Genomic DNA, 17834 nt, shown 5'->3' on the forward strand with positions numbered 1-17834 from the left:
CAGCATGCTGCCACGCCTCAAAGCTCCCACCGGAAAACGCTGCGGTATTGAGTACAGCTCAAACCGGCGGTATCGAGCCCAGCCAAAAAGAAAAGAGGCCGGAAATTTCCGGCCTCTTTTCTTTGTTTCCAACTTGTCTTGCGCAATACCGGACGGAAAACCGTTACGCGCTTTCCTCGAATTGCCCTAGCTCGGCAGTGCCGGCATCAGCTTGGGATCCGGTTTCTCGGCCAGATGAGGCAGATCCTTGCTGGCAATGAAGGTGTAGAACATGGGCACGACGAAGAGCGTGAACATGGTTCCGACCAGGATGCCGGTGAAGATGACCAGGCCCATCGAATAGCGGGCCGCCGTACCAGCGCCGCTGGAGGTGATCAGCGGCACCACGCCAAGCGCCATCGCCGCCGTCGTCATCAGGATCGGCCGCAGGCGCACCTTGGCCGAGGCGATGATGGCGTCACGCCGCCGCATGCCATGGATTTCGCGCTGCTGGTTGGCGAACTCGACCAGCAGGATGCCGTGCTTGGTGATCAGACCGATCAGCGTGATCAGGCCGACCTGCGTGTAGATGTTGAGCGTGCCGAGGCCCAGATTGAGCGGCACGATCGCGCCGAAGATCGACAGCGGCACCGCCATCATGATGATCAGCGGGTCGCGGAAGCTTTCAAACTGCGCCGCCAGCACCAGATAGATGACGACGACGGCCGCCGCGAAAGCGATCAGGATGGTGTTGCCCTGTTCCTTTTCCTGTCGCGATTGACCGGAATAGTCGAGGAAGAAGGTGTCGGGCAGGCTCTCCTTGGCGATGTCCTCCAGCGCCTTCAGCCCGTCGCCGGTGGTGACGCCGGGCAGTGGAAGCGCTGAAATCGTCGACGAATTCAGCTGGTTGAACTGCTCGATTGCCGCCGGCGCGGCATTGGTCGAAATCTTGACCACCGCCGAAAGCGGCACCATCTCGCCCGTCACGCTGCGCACGAAGTATTCGCCGAGCTTGTCGGGGTTGTCGCGGAACTCCTGCGGCACCTGCGGGATGATGTCGTAGCTGTTGGAGTCGCGGTCGAACTGCGCCACTTCGGCGCCGCCGACCAGCAATGTCAGCGTGCGGCCGATGTCGGCGATCGGCAGGTTCAGCGCCGCGGCGCGGTCACGGTCGATGGTCACCGTCACCTCCGGTGCGTCATAGGCCATCGAATTCTGCACGACTATGAAGCGGCCGGAGGCTTGCGCCTTGTTCTTGATCTGCTCGGCCACCTCGTACACTTCCGAGGAAGCGCCGGTCGATCGCACCACCATGGAAATGGGCAGGCCGCCGCCGGAGCCCGGCAGCGTCGGCGGTGCGAAGACGAAGGCCTCGACACCGGCCACTTTGGCGATACGGGCCGTAATGTCGGCCTGCAGTTCCTTCGAATTGCGCTTGCGCTCCGCCCAATCCTTGAAGGCATAGCCGACGAAGGCGCTGTTTGTCGTGCCGCCGAAGGCGACGGCCGAGAACTGCGCCCGTGTTTCGGGAATATCCTTCACCAGGCCGAGAATCTGGTTGACGTATGTCTCGGTGTAATCGGAGGTCGCATAACGCGGCGCCGTCACAATCGAGAGCAGGAAGCCCTGGTCCTCTTCCGGCGCAAGTTCGCTCGAGGTCTTGGTGAACATGAAGCCGGTGACACCGACAAGCGCAAGCACGATGATCAGCGTCAATGGACGATAGTTCAGCGACCCGGTGACGGCCCGTTCATAGACATGCTCGACGCGCGCGAAGGCGCCGTCGACAATGCGCTGGAAACGGCCCGGCGTGCCGGACTTCAGGAGGCGTGCCGACATCATCGGGGTGATGGTGATGGCGATGACGCCCGACAGCACCACCGAGCCGGCAAGCGTGACCGCGAATTCACGAAACAGCGCGCCGGTCAGGCCGCCGGTGAAGGCCAGCGGCGCGAACACGGCGGCCAGCGTCATGGTCATGGCAACGATGGCCGACGATATTTCGCGCATACCGCTGAACGCGGCCTGCATCGGCGACATGTGGTCTTCTTCCATATGGCGATGGATGTTCTCCACCACCACGATGGCGTCGTCGACGACCAGGCCGATCGCCAGCACCATGGCCAGCAGCGACAGGAGGTTGATCGAATAGCCGACCGCAAACAAAAGGAAACAGACGCCGATCAGCGATAGCGGGATGGTGACGATCGGCATCATCACGGAACGGAAGGAGCCAAGGAACAAAAGGATGACGACGATGACGATGGCAACCGCCTCGGCGATGGTCTTGAACACCTCTTCGATGGACGCGCTGATCTGCCCGGTCGCGTCGTAGACGACCTCGATCGTCATACCTTTCGGCAGCGTCTCCTGTATCTGCGGCACCAGCTTGGTGAGCGCCGCCGCCGTGGTCAGCGGATTGGCTGCCGGCGTCGGGAAGATGGCGAGGAAGGTGCCGGGCTTGCCGTTGAAGGAGACCCTGGTGTCGGTGTTTTCGGCAGCGAGTTCGACGCGAGCCACGTCGCGCAACCGCACCACATTGCCATCGGTCGAGCGCAGCGGCAGTTCGGCGAACGCCTCCGGCGTCTGCAATGTCGAGCGCACGGTGATCGACGAGACGACATACTCGTTCTGGGTGTTGCCGGGCGCCGACAGGAAGTTGGAATTGTTGATCGCCGTCAGCACTTCGGAGGCCGTCACGCCGCGCGCGGCAAGCTTGATCGGATCGATCCAGACGCGCATCGAGTATTCCTGGGCGCCGAAGATCTGCACATCGGCGACGCCTTCGACCGTCGACATGCGCGGCCTGATGACGCGCTCGATATACTCCGTCAGCTGCTCCTTCGTCATGTTCGGATTCTGCATCGAGATGTACATCATCGCGAACTGCTGACCGGTGCCCTTGACGATGACGGGATCCTTCGAGGCGTCGGGCAAGGTGCCGCGCACGCCCTGGACCTTGGACAGCACTTCGGTCAGCGCGACGTCGGGGTTGGAACCGAGCTTCATCTGCACCGTCACGGTGCTGGACGACGGACGGCTGGACGAGGTGACGTAGTCGATGTTCTCGGTCGAGGCGACGGCGCGGGCGATCGGAGCGGAAATGAAGCCCTGGATCAGATCGGCGCTGGCGCCTGGATAGGCCGTCGTGATGGTGATCGCCGTTTCGTCGACCTTCGGATACTGTCGGATCGACAGGTTGAAGATGCCCTGGAAACCCAGGAGCAGGATCATGCAGGCAAGGACCGTCGAAAGGACAGGCCGGCGAATGAAGAGATCGGAAAAGCTCATTGCTGGTCGGCCTGCTTGTTCGCCGATTTGGTCGGATCGATGGTGTTGTCTATAGCGACGGACATGCCGTTGAAGAGGCGGTTCTGACCGGCGGTGACGACCTCGTCGCCGGCCTTCAGCCCCTCGACGATCTCGACCATGCCTTGATTGCGGCGGCCCGGCTTGACGAACACCTGCGACAGCACCAGCGCGGGCTTGTCACCTTCCGCCGCCGGCTTGGCCGGATCGGCAGCCTTGTCGGCCGGCTTTGCCGCATCGGCGGCAGGCTTGGCTGCGTCAGCCGCCGGCTTCATGGCATCGGCCGGCTTGGTGTCCGCCGGCTTGGCGTCAGCCGGTTTGTCGGTGGCCGCCACGGCGGGTTTTTCTTCCGGCTTGGCCGGGGCCGCCTCGGCGGGCTTTGCCGGCTGCACCACGAAGATGTAGTCGCCATAGAGGCTGGTCGTCAGTGCCGTCTGCGGCAGCGTCAGCACGTTCTGCTCTTCGGGCAGTTCGACACGCACCTGCACGAACTGGCCAGGGGTCAGCTTGCCGTCGGGATTGGCGACTTCCGCCCTGATGTTCACCAGCCGGCTGGACGAGTCGATCTTCGGGTCGATGCCGCGAATGGCGCCGGCAAACGGCCTGTCCTCACCGCCGAAGCCCAACCGAACCGTCTGGCCGATCTTGAGCAGCGCGAGTTGCTGTTCGGGAATCGAGAAATCGACCCGCATCGTGTCGAGATCCTGCAGCGTCACCACGGCGGTGCCGGGCGCCAGATACTGGCCGATATCGATCTTCGGAATGCCCACCGTGCCGCCGAAAGGCGCCGTCAGCTGCTTCTGTTCGAGCACGGCCTGCAGCTTGGTGACCTGCGAGGCCGAGGCCGAGGCCGCCGCACGCGCCGTGTCCAGCGTCGAGTCGGAGCCGACGCCACGCCTCGTCAGTTCGATGGCGCGGGCCAGCGATGCCTGGTCGAGCGCGGCTTGCGCTTTCTGCGCGTCGAGATCGGCGCGCTCGACGGCGTCGTCGAGCTGCAGCAGAACCGCATTGTCGGCCACTTTCTGGTTGGCATGGAAAAGGATGTCCTTGACGATGCCGGTGGTCTCAACCGTCAGGTCAACACCGCGCACGGCCTTGACCGTACCGATCGCCTCGACGCCCGGCGTCCAGGTCGAAGGCTTGGCGATGGTCGTCGACACGGTTGCCGCAGGCGGCTTCATCGATGCGAAATACTGCTTGATGCCGTTGTCGCGCAGGAAGTTGAAGCCGACGATGCCGCCGACCACGACGACGAGCACAGCCAGAACCAGAACGATGATAAAGATACGGAGTATGCGCTTGAACAAGGAAGTCCCCTCAGTCGAAATCCGGCGCGAAGCGCGGACATCGGGACACATATCGACTGCGGGTCCCGATTTCAAATAGTGGCGGTCTTACTGTACCGTCTGGACGGTCTTGTCAATTGGGCCTAAGCTTGCGAAGGGAGGCGCCATGAGAGCCCAACGAACGAACTCGCGCGAGAAAATTCTCGCCGCGGCGGCCGATGTCGCACGGGAATCCGGACCCGGCAGCCTGTCGCTGGAAGCGGTCGCCAGCCGCGCCGGCGTTTCGAAGGGCGGGCTGCTCTACAATTTCCCGACCAAGGCCAAATTGATGCAAGGTCTGGTCGAAGGCTATTTGCGCGAGTTCGAGAACGCGCTGGAATCCGCCCGCACGAATGACAAGGACGAAAATCCGCTGGCCGTCTACATCAGGCTGTCGGCCAATGATTGCGAGGAAAAGCAGCCGTCCGCGTCCTGGATATTCTCCGCGATCGCCGAGGATCCCGATTTCATGACGCCGATAAAGACATTCAAACGGCACCTTTTCGAGCGACTGAAGGGCGAGACGCCGGACCTCAAATCGCTGCTGGTCTGCTACCTCGCCATCGAGGGATTGCGCAGCATGAACCTGTTCGATGCGGATGTGCTGTCGAAAGACGAGCGAGAGCTGCTGGTGTCGTCCCTGCTCGAGATTGCCAGATAGGCATGGCTGATCGAAGCGCTCAGTCCACGGCGCGCTCGATGTCGCGGCGCAGCACGATCGCGGTTGTCAGGTCCTCGACACCGCCATGACTGGCGATCAGATCGCGCAGCGTGTTCAGCCTGTCGATGGACGGCACCTCGACCTCGACGATGAGATCGAGCTGGCCGCTGACCGATGACACCCGCCGGACTTCAGGATAGCGCGCCAGCTGGTCGAGGATGCCGATCGATGGCGTGCGTATCAGCGTGACAAGCAGGAAGGCGCAGATCAGCCCCTTGTCCATCTGACCGATATCGGCGCGGTAGCCACGAATGACGCCGCTTTTTTCCAGCGAGGCAACCCGCTCGCTCGTCGCGCTGCGCGACAGGCCGATGCGCCCCGCAAGCGTCTTCAGCGGGATGCGGGCCTCCTTCGACAGGATGCCGAGAATGTCCCTGTCCTTGGCGTCCAGTTCCCTCATCACATCGCGCTCCTACCCGCTTCCGTTAATGTGCCGGCCAATGCAGTCATTGTGACGGCGTAACCGACGCTTTGCCGGATGCCCGATTTTTAAGCCCATGCCAAGCTTTGAGAAAGCAGATGCGGATTGCCGATGACCAATGTTTCCCACCCAGCGCCTCAGTTCTCGCAAAGCGAGGCCATCGATATCGCCGCGCGGCATTTCGGCATTGCCGGCAGCGTCACGCCGCTGGACAGCGAGCGCGACCAGAATTTCAAGCTGACCGCCCCCGACCATTCGCTGTGGATCCTCAAGATCGTCAATGCCAGCGAACCGCTCGGTGAGAGCGAATTCCAGACGGCGCTGTTCGACCACCTTGAGCGCAACAGCCCTCATGTCGCCGTGCCGCGTCTCAGGACAACAGCGGGGGGAACATCGCTTGCTCACGCCACCGGCGCCGGCGGCGAAGATCATGCCGTGCGGCTGGTGTCGTGGCTTGCCGGCCGGCCGCTGGCCGAGAGCTCGTCCAGTCCGGAGTTGCTTGAAAGCCTCGGCGGCGCGCTCGGCCGGTTGGACCGCGCCCTGCAAGGCTTCATCCACCCCGGCGCGCTGCGCACGTTCGACTGGGACATTCGCCGGGCCGGTGCCGCGCGGCAACGCCTTCACCATATCGATGATCACCAGGACCGCGCCTTGCTGGAGCGGCTTCTCGATCATTTCGATGCCGAGGTGGCGCCCCGGCTGCCGGCGCTGCGGGCGCAGGTGATCCACAACGATGCCAATGACTGGAATGTGCTGGTCGATCCGGAGCGGCCCGAGCGTGTCGCCGGGCTGATCGATTTCGGGGACGCCTTGCACAGCGTGCTGATCGCCGAGGTTGCGGTCGCCTGTGCCTATGCCATCCTCGATGCCGAGGATCCGATCGCCGCCGCCGCCCGTCTTGCCGCCGGGTTCCATGCCGAATATCCGCTGCGCGAAGAGGAGCTCGATCTGCTCTTCGATCTCATTGTTATGCGTCTCGTCACTTCGGTGACGCTGTCGGCGGCGCGCAAGGAGCGGACCACCGACAATCCCTATCTGTCCATCTCGGAAGCGCCGGCCTGGCGCCTGCTGCGACGCCTGGGAGCGATGAACCGGCGCTTCGCGACGGCGATCCTGCGCCATGCCTGCGGCTTTGAGGCCGCGCCCGGAGCTCGCGCTGTCACGAGCTGGATCGCGGCGAACCGCGCGCAGCTTGCGCCCATCCTCGACCGCCACCCGGCGACGCTTGCCAAGGCGCTGGTGCCTTATGGCGATCCACAAAATCCCATGACGGTGACATCGGCCGCGCAACAGCCCGACAAGGCGACCGCATGGTGGGATGCCTATTGCGCCGAGCATGGCATTGCGCTCGGCATCGGCCCGTGGGGCGAGGCGCGCACGGTCTACACCAGCGACATCTTCCGCTCTCGGTTTGTGGAAGGTGCCCGCCGCGCCAATCATCTGGGCCTCGATCTGTTCATGCCGGCGGGCACGCAGCTCTACACGCCGCTGGCCGCCACCGTCAGAAGCGTCGAGATCGAGGAGGATCCGCTCGGCTATGGCTGCCTGGTGGCGCTGGAGCATGCCCCGCCGGGGTGCCCGCCCTTCATCACCCTGTGGGGGCATATGGCGCATGAAGCAGGCCGGCGACTGAAGGTCGGCGAGCATCTGCAAGCCGGCGCGCTTGTCGGCGAGATGGGATCACCAGCAGAAAATGGCGGCTGGGCGCCGCATCTGCATTTCCAGATATCGACGGACACAAGCCTCACCGCACGCGACATCCTCGGCGTCGGTGAAGAGCGCTATCTCTCAGTCTGGCAAGAGCTGTTTCCGGACGCCGCCGACCTCGCCGGCATTCCGCCCGAAACCTTCCACAAAAGTGGTCGTTCCCGTCCGCAGATCGTTGCCGCACGCAAGGCGTCGCTGCTGCCCAATCTCTCGATCTCCTATTCCGAGCCGATCAAGTTCGTGCGCGGCGAAGGCGCTTGGCTGATCGACGATACTGGCCGCGCCTATCTCGATTGCTTCAACAATGTCTGCCACCTCGGCCATGCCCATCCCGACGTGGTCGAGGCGATCGCCAGACAGGCGGCGAAACTCAACACCAACACGCGCTATCTGCACGACGCCATCGTGACCTACGCGGAACGGTTGACCGCGACCTTGCCCGCCGGCCTGTCGGTGGCGTCCTTCGCCTGTTCGGGCAGCGAGGCCAACAGCCTGATGCTGCGCATGGCGCGAACCCATACCGGCCGCAGCGAGGCGATTGTGCTCGACTGGGGCTATCACGGCACAACGCAGGAGCTGATCGACCTCAGCCCCTACAAATACAAGCGCAAGGGCGGCAAGGGGCGCCCGCCGCATGTGTTCGAGGCAACCATTCCCGACAGCTACCGTGCCCCGGTCGAATGGCCGCTGGCGGAGCATGCAAGGCGCTTTGCCGAAAGCGTCGCCGAGCAGATCGCTGATATGGCGAGGCAAGGCCGCATGCCAGGCCTGTTCCTGGCGGAATCGATCCCCAGCGTTGCCGGCCAAGTGTTCCTGCCGGACGGCTATCTGGCGGAAGTCTACGCGATGGTGCGCGCCGCCGGCGGCATCTGTGCGGCCGACGAGGTGCAGGTCGGCTTTGGCCGCGTCGGCAGCCACTGGTGGGCTTTCGAGACGCAAGGGGTGACGCCCGACATCGTCACCATGGGCAAGCCGATCGGCAACGGCCATCCGATGGCAGCCGTGGTGACGACCACCGAGATCGCCGCTTCGTTCAACAACGGCATGGAGTATTTCAACACTTTCGGCGGCAATCCGGTGTCCTGCGCGGCCGGACTCGCGGTGCTCGACGTCATCGAGCGTGACGGCCTCAGGCGCAATGCGTTGGAGATCGGCGACTACCTCATGGCGCGGTTCAAGGCCTTGCAGGCCCGCTACGACATCATCGGCGACGTGCGCGGCCAAGGGCTCTTCCTCGGCATCGAACTGGTCGAGGACCGCAACAGCAAGGCGCCGGCGACCGCCCTTGCCCGCCGCGTCAATGACGGGGTCAGGGCACGCGGCGTGCTGATCGGCACCGAAGGGCCGCACGACAATGTGCTGAAGATGCGCCCGCCGATGATCTTCAGCCGGGCCAATGCCGATCATCTGGTCGGCGTTCTCGACGAGACGCTGGCGGCGGTTCTGGGGGAAGGGACGTAGGGCAGATCCCGCACGCCCGGCGGCGCGCGGAGGGATTCACGACAGCGATTTTCACGAACTTCCGGCGCTCTACGTGCCGGCGGGAGGAGAGGCTTTGCCTCATCAAGGGAGGAAACCATGAGACATGCATTGATCACAGCGCTCTTGCTTGCATCGGCCACGATGCCGGTGAAAGCGGACACATTCGACATCGTCAAGCAGAGGGGTTCGATCCTGTGCGGCGTCAGCCAGGGCGTCGCCGGTTTTTCGTCACCAGACGACCAGGGAAAATGGGGCGGCTTCGACATCGATTTCTGCCGCGCTATCTCGGCCGCCGTTTTCGGCGACCCCGACAAGGTGAGCTATGTGGCGCTGTCGACCAAGGAACGCTTCACCGCGCTGCAGGCCGGCACCGTCGACATCCTGTCGCGGCAGTCGACGTGGACGCTGTCGCGCGACACCGGCATGGGCATCCACTTCGCCGGCACCGCCTATTATGACGGCCAGGGCTTCATGGTGCGCAAGGACCTCGGAGTCGACAGCGCGCTCAAGCTGTCGGGAGCCACGGTCTGCGCGGAGCAAGGCACGACCACCGAGCAGAACGTTGCCGACTATTTCACCGCCAACAAGATGAAGTACGAGGCGGTCGTCATCGATTCCGCCGACAGCATCATCAAGGCGTTCGATAGCGGCCGCTGTGACGTCTACACCACGGACGCATCGGCGCTCTATGCGCAACGCCTGAAGCTGACCAACCCCGCCGCCTTCACCGTGCTGCCCGAGATCATTTCGAAGGAACCGCTCGGCCCTGCCGTTCGCAAGGGCGACGACAAGTGGTTCGACATCGTGCGCTGGACGCTGTTCTCGCTGATCGAGGCGGAAGAGGAAGGCATCACCCAGGCCAATGCGGAAGCCTCGCTGAAGTCACAGAATCCGACGATCCGCCGCTTTCTCGGCGTCGACGGTGACAATGGCCAGCAGCTTGGGCTCGAGCCTGCCTTCGCCTACAACATCGTCGCCAAGGTCGGCAATTATGGCGAGATGTTCGAGCGCAATCTCGGCCAGTCCAGCCAGCTGAAAATAGCGCGCGGCATCAATGCGCTGTGGAACGCCGGCGGCCTGATGTACGCGCCACCGGCACGCTGAGACCAGAAAGCAACGACTAACCGGAGTTGCCGAAGCGTGGTGCTCTCGGGCTCCCGCGCCCCCGGCGATGTCTGGCCTGTTAAAGAGAGGTGGTGATGTGCGGCCCGCACGTCACCACCTTCGTCGTGTTCGAAGAGGCAATAAAAACGTTTTTATTTTGGTTGAAAACGTTTTTATGCGATGATACGAACCCTGACATCAGGATGGAATCGTCCATGGCAGAGATCGAAAAATCCGAACGCCGAGAGCTTTCGCCGACCATCAAGACGTTGGCGGCCCATACCGGTTATTCGATCGCCACCATTTCCAAGGCCCTGCGGGGGTCGCCGGTCGTCGCGCAGCCCACACGGGACGCTATCGTCACTGCTGCGCGGGAACTGGGCTATCAGGCGAATGCGCGAGGCATGGCGCTGAGGACAGGCAGGACCTATCGGGCGGCGGTGCTGATGCCGATAACGTCCGCGGCCGGCTATGAATGGGACGGCGTCGAATACACGCAGATCCTGAGCGGCATAAGCCAGGCGCTGGAAGGCAGCGACTATCAACTGTCCGTGCACGGCTTCCGGGATTTCGGCGATGCCTTCGAAACAGCCCGCCGCATCGTCGATCAGAGCGCGGCCGACGGCCTGATCTTTTCCGGCGTGCAGGCCGACGATCCTCGTATCGATATGCTGGTCGAAAGCGATTTTCCATTCGTGTCGCTCGGCCGGTGTCGCAAGCCCCTCATCTACGCCCATGTCGATGTCGACAATGAGTGGGCGGCGTTCACCGCCACCGCGCGGCTGATCGCAGGCGGACATAGGCGTATCGCCCTGATCAACGCCGATCGCCGTCTTTCCTACGCCCTCGACAGGATCGACGGATTTTCGCGTGCCTTTGACGAGGCAGGGCTAGCCGCATCGACGGACCTTGTGGCTGGCGGCGATCTGTCCACCCGCTTCGGCCGCGATGCCGCTCTCAGGCTTCTTGGCTTGCCCAATCCGCCCACGGCCCTGGTGTGCATCAACGAATCCACCACCCTGGGCGTCCTGTCGGCGCTGGGCAGCCTTGACCGGCGCGTCGGGGTGGATGTCGACGTCATCGCCTATGACGACATCAACGTCAGCGCCTATTTCACCCCGCCGATCACGACATTCTACCAGCCGATCGAACTTCTCGGCCGCAAGCTGGGCGAGTTCCTGCTGCGGCGCATGGCGGGCGAGGACCCGGCAAAGCTCGCCATGGTCTCGAGGCCCGAGCTCATCGGCCGGCAGCCGGACAATCTCGGCGGGCGAAGCCGCCGCTAATCATCAAAATGGGAGGAAGAGCATGAAGAAGATCGCGATTGGACTTGCGCTTGCGTTGTTGACGGCCGGTGCTGCCGGCGCCGCCGACCTTGGCGGCAAGGTGCTGAAGGTGGGTTCCGACACCACATCGCCGCCGATGGAAAGCGTCGACACGGCGACCGGCCAGATCGTCGGCTTCGACGTCGACGTGATCAAGGCGGTCTGCGGCAAGATCAACTGCAAGGCTGAATTCGTCACCACTGGCTGGGACGGCATCTTCGCGGCTCTCGACCAAGGCAGTTTCGACCTGGTCGCCTCCGGCGTGTCCATCACCGATGAACGCAAGAAGGCGATGGATTTCTCGGACCCCTACATCGTCAACAGCCAGGCTGTGCTCATGCGCGTGGAAGACGAGGGCCTGTCTCTCGATGACTTCAAGGCGAAAGGCAAGAGGCTCTCGGCGCAGGCCAACACCACCGACGCGCAGGTCGCTGAAAGCATCGTCGGCAAGGACAATGTGGTCGCGTATGACAGTTTCGCGGCCTCCGTCATCGCGCTGAAGAACAAGGACGTGGACGGCGTTGTGATCAACGGCGCCAATGCCGCCGCCTATGAAAAGGAATTCGCGGGTGAACTGGTCGTGCCGATCCGGGATCTCCAGTCCGATCCGCTGGGGTTGGTCTTCCGCAAAGGCGACGAGAATGTCGCCGCCTTCAATGAAGGGTTGAAGGCGATCAAAGCCGACGGCAGCCTTGACGTGCTGATCGCCAAATACTGGGGCGCAAAATAGCCGCTTGAAAGGCTCCGGCGCCTGGCGCCGGAGCTGTCGTTGGGGGAGGACGGGACCGGATGCAGTTTCTGATGCGCCTGCGGCCGAGCAATCTGATCATCGTCGCGGCATTGCCGTTCATCGTCTATCTCTTTGCTTCGTCGGTAAACTACCAGCGCTCGCTTCGCGCCATCCTCGGCGTGGAGAACGGCTCGTCGGCCTTCGTGCCCGGCTTCCTGATGCTGGCTGTCGCCTTTTCCGCCGGCCTTGCCGTGTTCGTGTTCTCGCGCGCTTCGTCCAGATCGCCTCGTCTTGTAACGATTGCCGCCGGGATCAATCTTGCCGCCGCCGTGCTGCTTGTGACAACCGGCCTGGTCTATCCCTTTATGGCATCGGTCGTGGCGAACGCTGTCGATCCGTTCATCTCCGATCTGGTGGTTCAGGGCGTTACGCCGCGGCGATTGACGGACGCCGCCGACCTCATGGTGAGCGGCCAGGCCACGCTCCTGTTGCGAACCTATCTCGGCCTGACGGTCGTGATCCTCGGTGCGTTCTTCATCGCCGTCCGCAACGGGACCGGTAAGGCGACGTATCGTTTTTCCCGCCTCGTGCTGGCGGCGGTGAACGGCGCCGGGTTGGTCTTCATCCTGCTTTTCGCGCATATCGCATTCGCGGCGGGTGTTACCACGACGATCCGCGCGGCCGTCGCGGCCTACATGCTGGCGGCCATGATGGGGTTGCTCTGGGTTGGGCTCCTCAAGCTCAAATACAGCTGGCGGGCAGACCTGATCTGCATCGTGGCAACCATCCTCATGATCTGCGCCGCCGCGTGGTTCCTGCTTCAGCCGCGCGAAAGCTTCGTGCTCGCGGGTTCTCTCGCCGGGAAGGTCGCGGTCACGCCCGGCACGCCGTCCGGCATACTTGACGCCGTCCGCTACGGGCAATTTCCCGGCGGCCCCGACAGCGAGGTGCCGCTGCGCACCTCTCGCGGTGCGCCGGAAGCGATCGATGCGATCGGCAAGATCCCCGGCGTCAGCGCAGCGCTTGTCCCGGCGGCAACAGCGCCGGCCAGCTTGCCGGTGCTGTGGCAGACGGAGGCGTTGAACGATCGCGACAGGGCGTTCGGCATCACGCTCGCCGCGCTGGCGATCGTGCTTGGCCTGCTGACCTTCGGCGGCCATATCCACCGCAGGCATCCGCTCTCGATCGGGTCGGAGTTTATCGTCGATACGATCCGCGGCATCCCGATGCTGGTTATCGTGCTCTATGTCGGCCTGCCGCTCGCCGGAGCGCTCAAGGATGCGACCCAGGGCGTGGTCGATCCGCCGAACCTGGTGCGTGGCATTGCCGCCATGGCGCTCGCCTATTCGGCCTATCTGGCCGAGATATTCCGTTCCGGCATCAATGCAATCCCCGCCGGCCAGATCGAGGCCGCGCACAGCCTTGGTCTGAACGGCTGGCGTACCGCCCGGCTGGTCGTGCTGCCGCAGGCCTTCCGCATCATCATCCCGCCGCTCGGCAACGAACTTATCGCTATCCTCAAAGACACGTCGCTGCTGTCGATCCTGTCGATCCGCGACATCACGCAGCGCATGCGGGAATTCCAGTCGGCAAGTTTCCTGCCGTTCGCGCCCTACAACTCAGCCGCCATCTTCTACATTTTCCTGACGCTGGCCGCGGCGAGCCTCGTCAGCACCATCGAGAGAAAATATGACATCAAGCATCGATAACGCGCGCCGGGCCCTCGAAGCCCGCGCCTCCGGACTGGTCTTCCCGCACGGCTTCGTGTTCGGCGCCGCGACCGCCGCCTATCAGATCGAGGGTGCGCATGACGCGGATGGCAAAGGTGAAAGCATCTGGGACCGGTTCTGCCGCGTTCCCGGCGTGATCGTGGACGGTTCGAGCGGTGACGTCGCCTGTGACCACTATCATCGCTGGAAGGAGGATATCGCCGTGCTCAAGGCGCTTGGCCTTGGCGCGTATCGCTTTTCCCTCGCATGGACACGGCTTCTTCCCGAAGGTCGTGGCGAGGTCAATGCCAGGGGTATCGCGTTCTACGACCGGCTGATCGACGACCTGCTTGAAGCCGGTATCGAGCCCTATGCAACGCTCTATCACTGGGATCTTCCACAGGCGCTGCAAGACCGTGGCGGCTGGTACAGCCGCGAAACGGCCATCGCCTTTGCCGATTATGCCCGGCTTGCCGCCCGCAGCTTCGGTGATCGCGTCAAGAGATGGACGACGCTCAACGAGCCCTGGACGTTCTGCTGGTCGGGACACGCGACCGGTGAGGATGCGCCGGGATTGCGGGACGGCGTGAAAGGCGGCGTGACCGCCAGCCATCATGCCCTGCTGGGACACGGCCTGGCTGTTCCGGCCATCCGGGCCGAGGTGGCGGACGCCTGCGTCGGCATCGTGTTCGACCTCAATGTCGCGGAGCCCGCCACCGACGACCCGCGCGATGCCGCGGCGGCACGGCGCTTCGATGGCGCCCAGAACCGCTGGTTTCTCGATGCCGTCTTCAAGGGCGCATATCCGCAGGACATGCTGGCGCTCTACGGCGATCTGCTGCCGCCGATCCAGGCGCAAGACAACGAGATCATCGCCGCGCCGGTAGATTATCTGGGCATCAACATCTACCGCCGCTCGGTGATTGCGGCGGGTGATGAACTGGCGCCGCTCAGCTACCGACGGGTGCAACCGGAAGGCATCTATTCCGCGGTCGACTACGAGATCTGGCCTCGCTGCATGTATGACATCCTGCACTATGTGAATGACCGCTACGCGCCGCCCGCGATCTACATTTCCGAAAACGGCGTCGCTACGATGCCTGAGACGGTTGGTGAAGACGGGTGTGTCTGGGACGATCTGCGCGCTGCCTACTACGTCGATCACCTGGAGCAGGTGGCCAAGGCGGCGGCCGAGGGTGTGCCGGTGCGCGGCTATTTCGCCTGGACGCTGACCGATAATTTCGAGTGGGCCTATGGCTATACCACGCCCTTCGGCATCACCCATGTCGATTTCGCCACACAGCAACGCCACATCAAATATTCCGGCGGCGTCTACGCCATGATCGCCCGGCAGGAGACCGTGCCCGTTGCGAAGAGCGCCTGACTTGGCCGGAGACGGGCAAGGCGACCGCACGGTCCTCATAACCGGCGCCGGGCGAGGGCTCGGCCGCGATCTGGCGCGGCAATACGCCCAGGATGGTTGGCGCGTGATCGCTTGCGGGCGCACCCGTCCGGCCCAAGAGTTCGAAGGTGGAATCGAGTTCCAGCCGCTCGATGTCGCCGATCCGGCTTCCATCTTCGACCTTGCCACGCGTCTCGCCGGCAGGCCGCTGGACGTGCTTGTCAACAACGCCGCCATCCGCAGCGAAATCAGCGGCCTGCACGGTTTCGCCCCGGACGAATTCCTGAGGGTTATGCGGACGAACACGCTTGGCCCACTGTTGCTGGCGAGGGCACTGCGCCCGAACCTGGTTGCGGGGCGCATGCGGATCATCGCCAACATCGGCAGCCGCGCCGGCTCGATGGCGGAGGGGCTGCTCGACGACTACGACGACGATTATGCCTATCGCTGTTCAAAGGCAGCGCTCAACATGGTCTGCGCCCAGCTGTCGCAGGATTTGCGCGTCGACAGGATAACGGTGTTGTCGCTGCATCCGGGTTGGGTGAAGACGGATATGGGAGGCGATCAGGCGGTCCTGGCGGTCGAGGACAGCGCGCGGGGCCTGCGCACTGTCATCGACGGCGCGACGCCTAGGGATAGCGGCTCCTTCCGGACTTTCGATGGCATGCATATTCGATGGTAGCCGAATGGCACATCCGCCGTGTTCGCCGGCGTCATACAGGGTTCATCGTGCGAACATAGCGTCTTTCTCAGTTCTTTGCTGCGATGCAATAGGAGTGGGACATGGTGGACATAGTTTCTAGCGAGGCGGGTATTCCGAGACCGGATCATCCGCTGGATCAATCGGGCAGCGCGAAGTGGTTCCTGCCGGCCTTTGGCGTGCTGGTGCTCGTCGGCATCGTCTATGTCGGCTATGCGCTCAGCCAGGACCTGGCGGTGGCCAAGACCGTGCCGTGGATCCTGCTTGGCATCGCCCTGCTGATCGCGCTCGGCTTCGAGTTCGTCAACGGCTTCCATGATACCGCCAATGCGGTGGCGACGGTCATCTACACACGCTCGATGCCTGCCGAATTCGCGGTCATGTGGTCGGGCGCCTTCAATTTTCTCGGCGTTCTCACCTCCAGCGGCGCGGTCGCCTTCGGCATCCTGTCGCTGCTGCCGGTCGAACTGATCCTGCAGGTCGGCTCCTCCTCCGGCTTTGCCATGGTGTTCGCACTGCTCGTCGCGGCGATCCTGTGGAATCTCGGCACCTGGTTCCTTGGGCTGCCGGCGTCGAGCTCGCACACGATGGTCGGCTCGATCATCGGCGTCGGCCTCGCCAACCAGTTCATGGCGCCAGCCGGCAGTGCCACCAGCGGTGTCGACTGGTCGCAAGCTACCAATGTCGGCATCACCTTGCTGGTGTCGCCGATCATCGGCTTCTTCGCCGCGGCGATCCTGCTCTATGTGATGAAGCTGCTGGTGCGCAATCCGGCGCTCTACGAGGCGCCGAAGGGCAACACGCCGCCGCCATGGTGGATCCGTGGCCTGCTGATCTTCACCTGCACCGGCGTCAGCTTCGCGCATGGTTCAAATGACGGACAGAAGGGCATGGGCCTGATCATGCTGATCCTGATCGGCGTCGTGCCGACGGCCTATGCGCTCAACCGCACCCCCGACATCAACTATCTCGAAGCCTACAAGTCGGCTTCGGTCAGCGTCGAAACGGCACTGGGCAAATATGCCAAGCCCGGCGTCACCGTCACTGATGCCAAGGCCGCCGTCCAGGACGCCGTGCGCACCAGGACCTGGAGCGACCAGACGACGGTTGCGCTGCAGACCTACATCCACAACACGACGGCGGGCCTGCAGCCCTATGCCTCGGTCGAGACGGTGCCGACCGATCTGGTCAGCAACGCCCGCAACGACATCTATCTGATCGGCGAGGCGCTCAAGCTGATCGACAAGAAGAAGCTGCTGCCGATGGAGGCGGCCGATCTGAAAGCGGTCACCGACTATCACAAGGCGGTCGACAACGCGACGAAGTTCATCCCGATCTGGGTGAAGGTCGCCGTCGCCTTGGCGCTCGGCCTCGGCACCATGGTCGGCTGGAAACGCATTGTCGTCACCGTGGGCGAGAAGATCGGCAAAAGCCATCTGACCTACGGCCAGGGGGCGGCGGCCGAACTCGTCGCCATGGTGACGATCGGCATGGCCGACCGGCTGGGACTGCCGGTGTCGACAACCCATGTGCTGTCGTCGGGCGTTGCCGGAACGATGGCCGCCAATGGTTCGGGGCTGCAATGGTCGACGGTGCGCAACCTGCTGCTTGCCTGGGTGCTGACGTTGCCGTGCTCGATCACCTTGGCATTCGTGCTGTTCATCATCTTCCGCCAGGTGTTCTGAGCGGAGCGTATTAGCGTCCAAATAAAAGGCAGCGCCGGTCACCGGCGCTGCCCTTTTTCTTTAAGCGAGCACTGTGTTCAAGTCGGCACATTATGTTGACGTTGAACCTCCCAGGGCATTGGCGCGAAACGCCCATCGCTTCGTCATCCTAGGGCGGAGCAAGGAGCGTAGCGACGCGGCGCAGACCGGAGGATCCATGCCGCGACTTCAGAGCGCTGCAACGGTGCAGAATTCC

At 63.4% G+C, this 17834-nt stretch carries 12 protein-coding genes; 9 read left to right on the forward strand and 3 right to left on the reverse strand.

The window, feature by feature from the left end:
• Positions 1 to 186 precede the first annotated feature (186 nt).
• Positions 187 to 3270 carry a multidrug efflux protein gene (locus HB777_33280; protein ID QND68353.1) on the reverse strand — a complete coding sequence of 1028 codons (3084 nt, stop codon included), beginning with the start codon at positions 3268 to 3270 and terminating at the stop codon, positions 187 to 189.
• A complete protein-coding gene (locus HB777_33285) occupies positions 3267 to 4595 on the reverse strand; it encodes an efflux RND transporter periplasmic adaptor subunit (GenBank protein QND68354.1) in 1329 nt (442 codons plus the stop codon). The genes HB777_33280 and HB777_33285 overlap by 4 nt, the downstream gene beginning before the upstream one ends.
• Before the next feature lie 145 nt (positions 4596 to 4740).
• Between HB777_33285 and HB777_33290 the strand changes: the two genes are divergently transcribed.
• Entirely contained in the window at positions 4741 to 5274 is a 534-nt protein-coding gene (locus tag HB777_33290) for a TetR/AcrR family transcriptional regulator (protein QND68355.1), read from the forward strand.
• A gap of 19 nt (positions 5275 to 5293) precedes the next feature.
• Here the strand turns inward: HB777_33290 and HB777_33295 are convergent, their stop codons facing one another.
• Positions 5294 to 5734 (reverse strand): Lrp/AsnC family transcriptional regulator, encoded by a 441-nt coding sequence (locus tag HB777_33295; protein ID QND68356.1) that lies wholly within the window; start codon positions 5732 to 5734, stop codon positions 5294 to 5296.
• Positions 5735 to 5866: 132 nt separating this feature from the next.
• Between HB777_33295 and HB777_33300 the strand changes: the two genes are divergently transcribed.
• The 8 genes from HB777_33300 (at position 5867) to HB777_33335 (ending at position 17599) form a co-directional block, all read left to right on the forward strand.
• A complete protein-coding gene (locus HB777_33300; GenBank protein ID QND68357.1) occupies positions 5867 to 8923 on the forward strand; it encodes an aminotransferase class III-fold pyridoxal phosphate-dependent enzyme in 3057 nt (1018 codons plus the stop codon).
• 117 nt (positions 8924 to 9040) lie between these two features.
• The gene (locus HB777_33305) at positions 9041 to 10048 is read left to right on the forward strand and encodes an amino acid ABC transporter substrate-binding protein (protein QND68358.1); all 1008 of its coding nucleotides are present in this window, start codon (positions 9041 to 9043) and stop codon (positions 10046 to 10048) included.
• Between the two features lie 215 nt (positions 10049 to 10263).
• Positions 10264 to 11334 (forward strand): substrate-binding domain-containing protein, encoded by a 1071-nt coding sequence (locus tag HB777_33310; GenBank protein ID QND68359.1) that lies wholly within the window; start codon positions 10264 to 10266, stop codon positions 11332 to 11334.
• Between the two features lie 22 nt (positions 11335 to 11356).
• The gene (locus HB777_33315) at positions 11357 to 12103 is read left to right on the forward strand and encodes a transporter substrate-binding domain-containing protein (GenBank protein QND68360.1); all 747 of its coding nucleotides are present in this window, start codon (positions 11357 to 11359) and stop codon (positions 12101 to 12103) included.
• A 59-nt stretch (positions 12104 to 12162) separates the two neighbouring features.
• A complete protein-coding gene (locus tag HB777_33320; GenBank protein QND68361.1) occupies positions 12163 to 13812 on the forward strand; it encodes an amino acid ABC transporter permease in 1650 nt (549 codons plus the stop codon).
• The gene (locus HB777_33325; GenBank protein ID QND68362.1) at positions 13793 to 15196 is read left to right on the forward strand and encodes a beta-glucosidase; all 1404 of its coding nucleotides are present in this window, start codon (positions 13793 to 13795) and stop codon (positions 15194 to 15196) included. Before HB777_33320 ends, HB777_33325 begins: the two co-directional genes overlap by 20 nt.
• Position 15197: 1 nt before the next feature.
• Positions 15198 to 15896 carry an SDR family oxidoreductase gene (locus tag HB777_33330; GenBank protein ID QND68363.1) on the forward strand — a complete coding sequence of 233 codons (699 nt, stop codon included), beginning with the start codon at positions 15198 to 15200 and terminating at the stop codon, positions 15894 to 15896.
• 101 nt (positions 15897 to 15997) lie between these two features.
• The gene (locus HB777_33335; protein QND68364.1) at positions 15998 to 17599 is read left to right on the forward strand and encodes an inorganic phosphate transporter; all 1602 of its coding nucleotides are present in this window, start codon (positions 15998 to 16000) and stop codon (positions 17597 to 17599) included.
• Positions 17600 to 17834: the final 235 nt, after the last annotated feature.

This window comes from Mesorhizobium loti (genome assembly GCA_014189435.1).
GTDB classification, from domain to species: domain Bacteria; phylum Pseudomonadota; class Alphaproteobacteria; order Rhizobiales; family Rhizobiaceae; genus Mesorhizobium; species Mesorhizobium loti_G.

Coding starts and splice junctions, on each gene's coding strand:
- HB777_33280 (QND68353.1), bottom strand. CDS start 3,270: ATGAGCTTTTCCGATCTCTTCATTCGCCGGCCTGTCCTTTCGACGGTC.
- HB777_33290 (QND68355.1), top strand. CDS start 4,741: ATGAGAGCCCAACGAACGAACTCGCGCGAGAAAATTCTCGCCGCGGCG.
- HB777_33305 (QND68358.1), top strand. CDS start 9,041: ATGAGACATGCATTGATCACAGCGCTCTTGCTTGCATCGGCCACGATG.
- HB777_33335 (QND68364.1), top strand. CDS start 15,998: ATGGTGGACATAGTTTCTAGCGAGGCGGGTATTCCGAGACCGGATCAT.
- HB777_33300 (QND68357.1), top strand. CDS start 5,867: ATGACCAATGTTTCCCACCCAGCGCCTCAGTTCTCGCAAAGCGAGGCC.
- HB777_33320 (QND68361.1), top strand. CDS start 12,163: ATGCAGTTTCTGATGCGCCTGCGGCCGAGCAATCTGATCATCGTCGCG.
- HB777_33315 (QND68360.1), top strand. CDS start 11,357: ATGAAGAAGATCGCGATTGGACTTGCGCTTGCGTTGTTGACGGCCGGT.
- HB777_33310 (QND68359.1), top strand. CDS start 10,264: ATGGCAGAGATCGAAAAATCCGAACGCCGAGAGCTTTCGCCGACCATC.
- HB777_33295 (QND68356.1), bottom strand. CDS start 5,734: ATGAGGGAACTGGACGCCAAGGACAGGGACATTCTCGGCATCCTGTCG.
- HB777_33325 (QND68362.1), top strand. CDS start 13,793: ATGACATCAAGCATCGATAACGCGCGCCGGGCCCTCGAAGCCCGCGCC.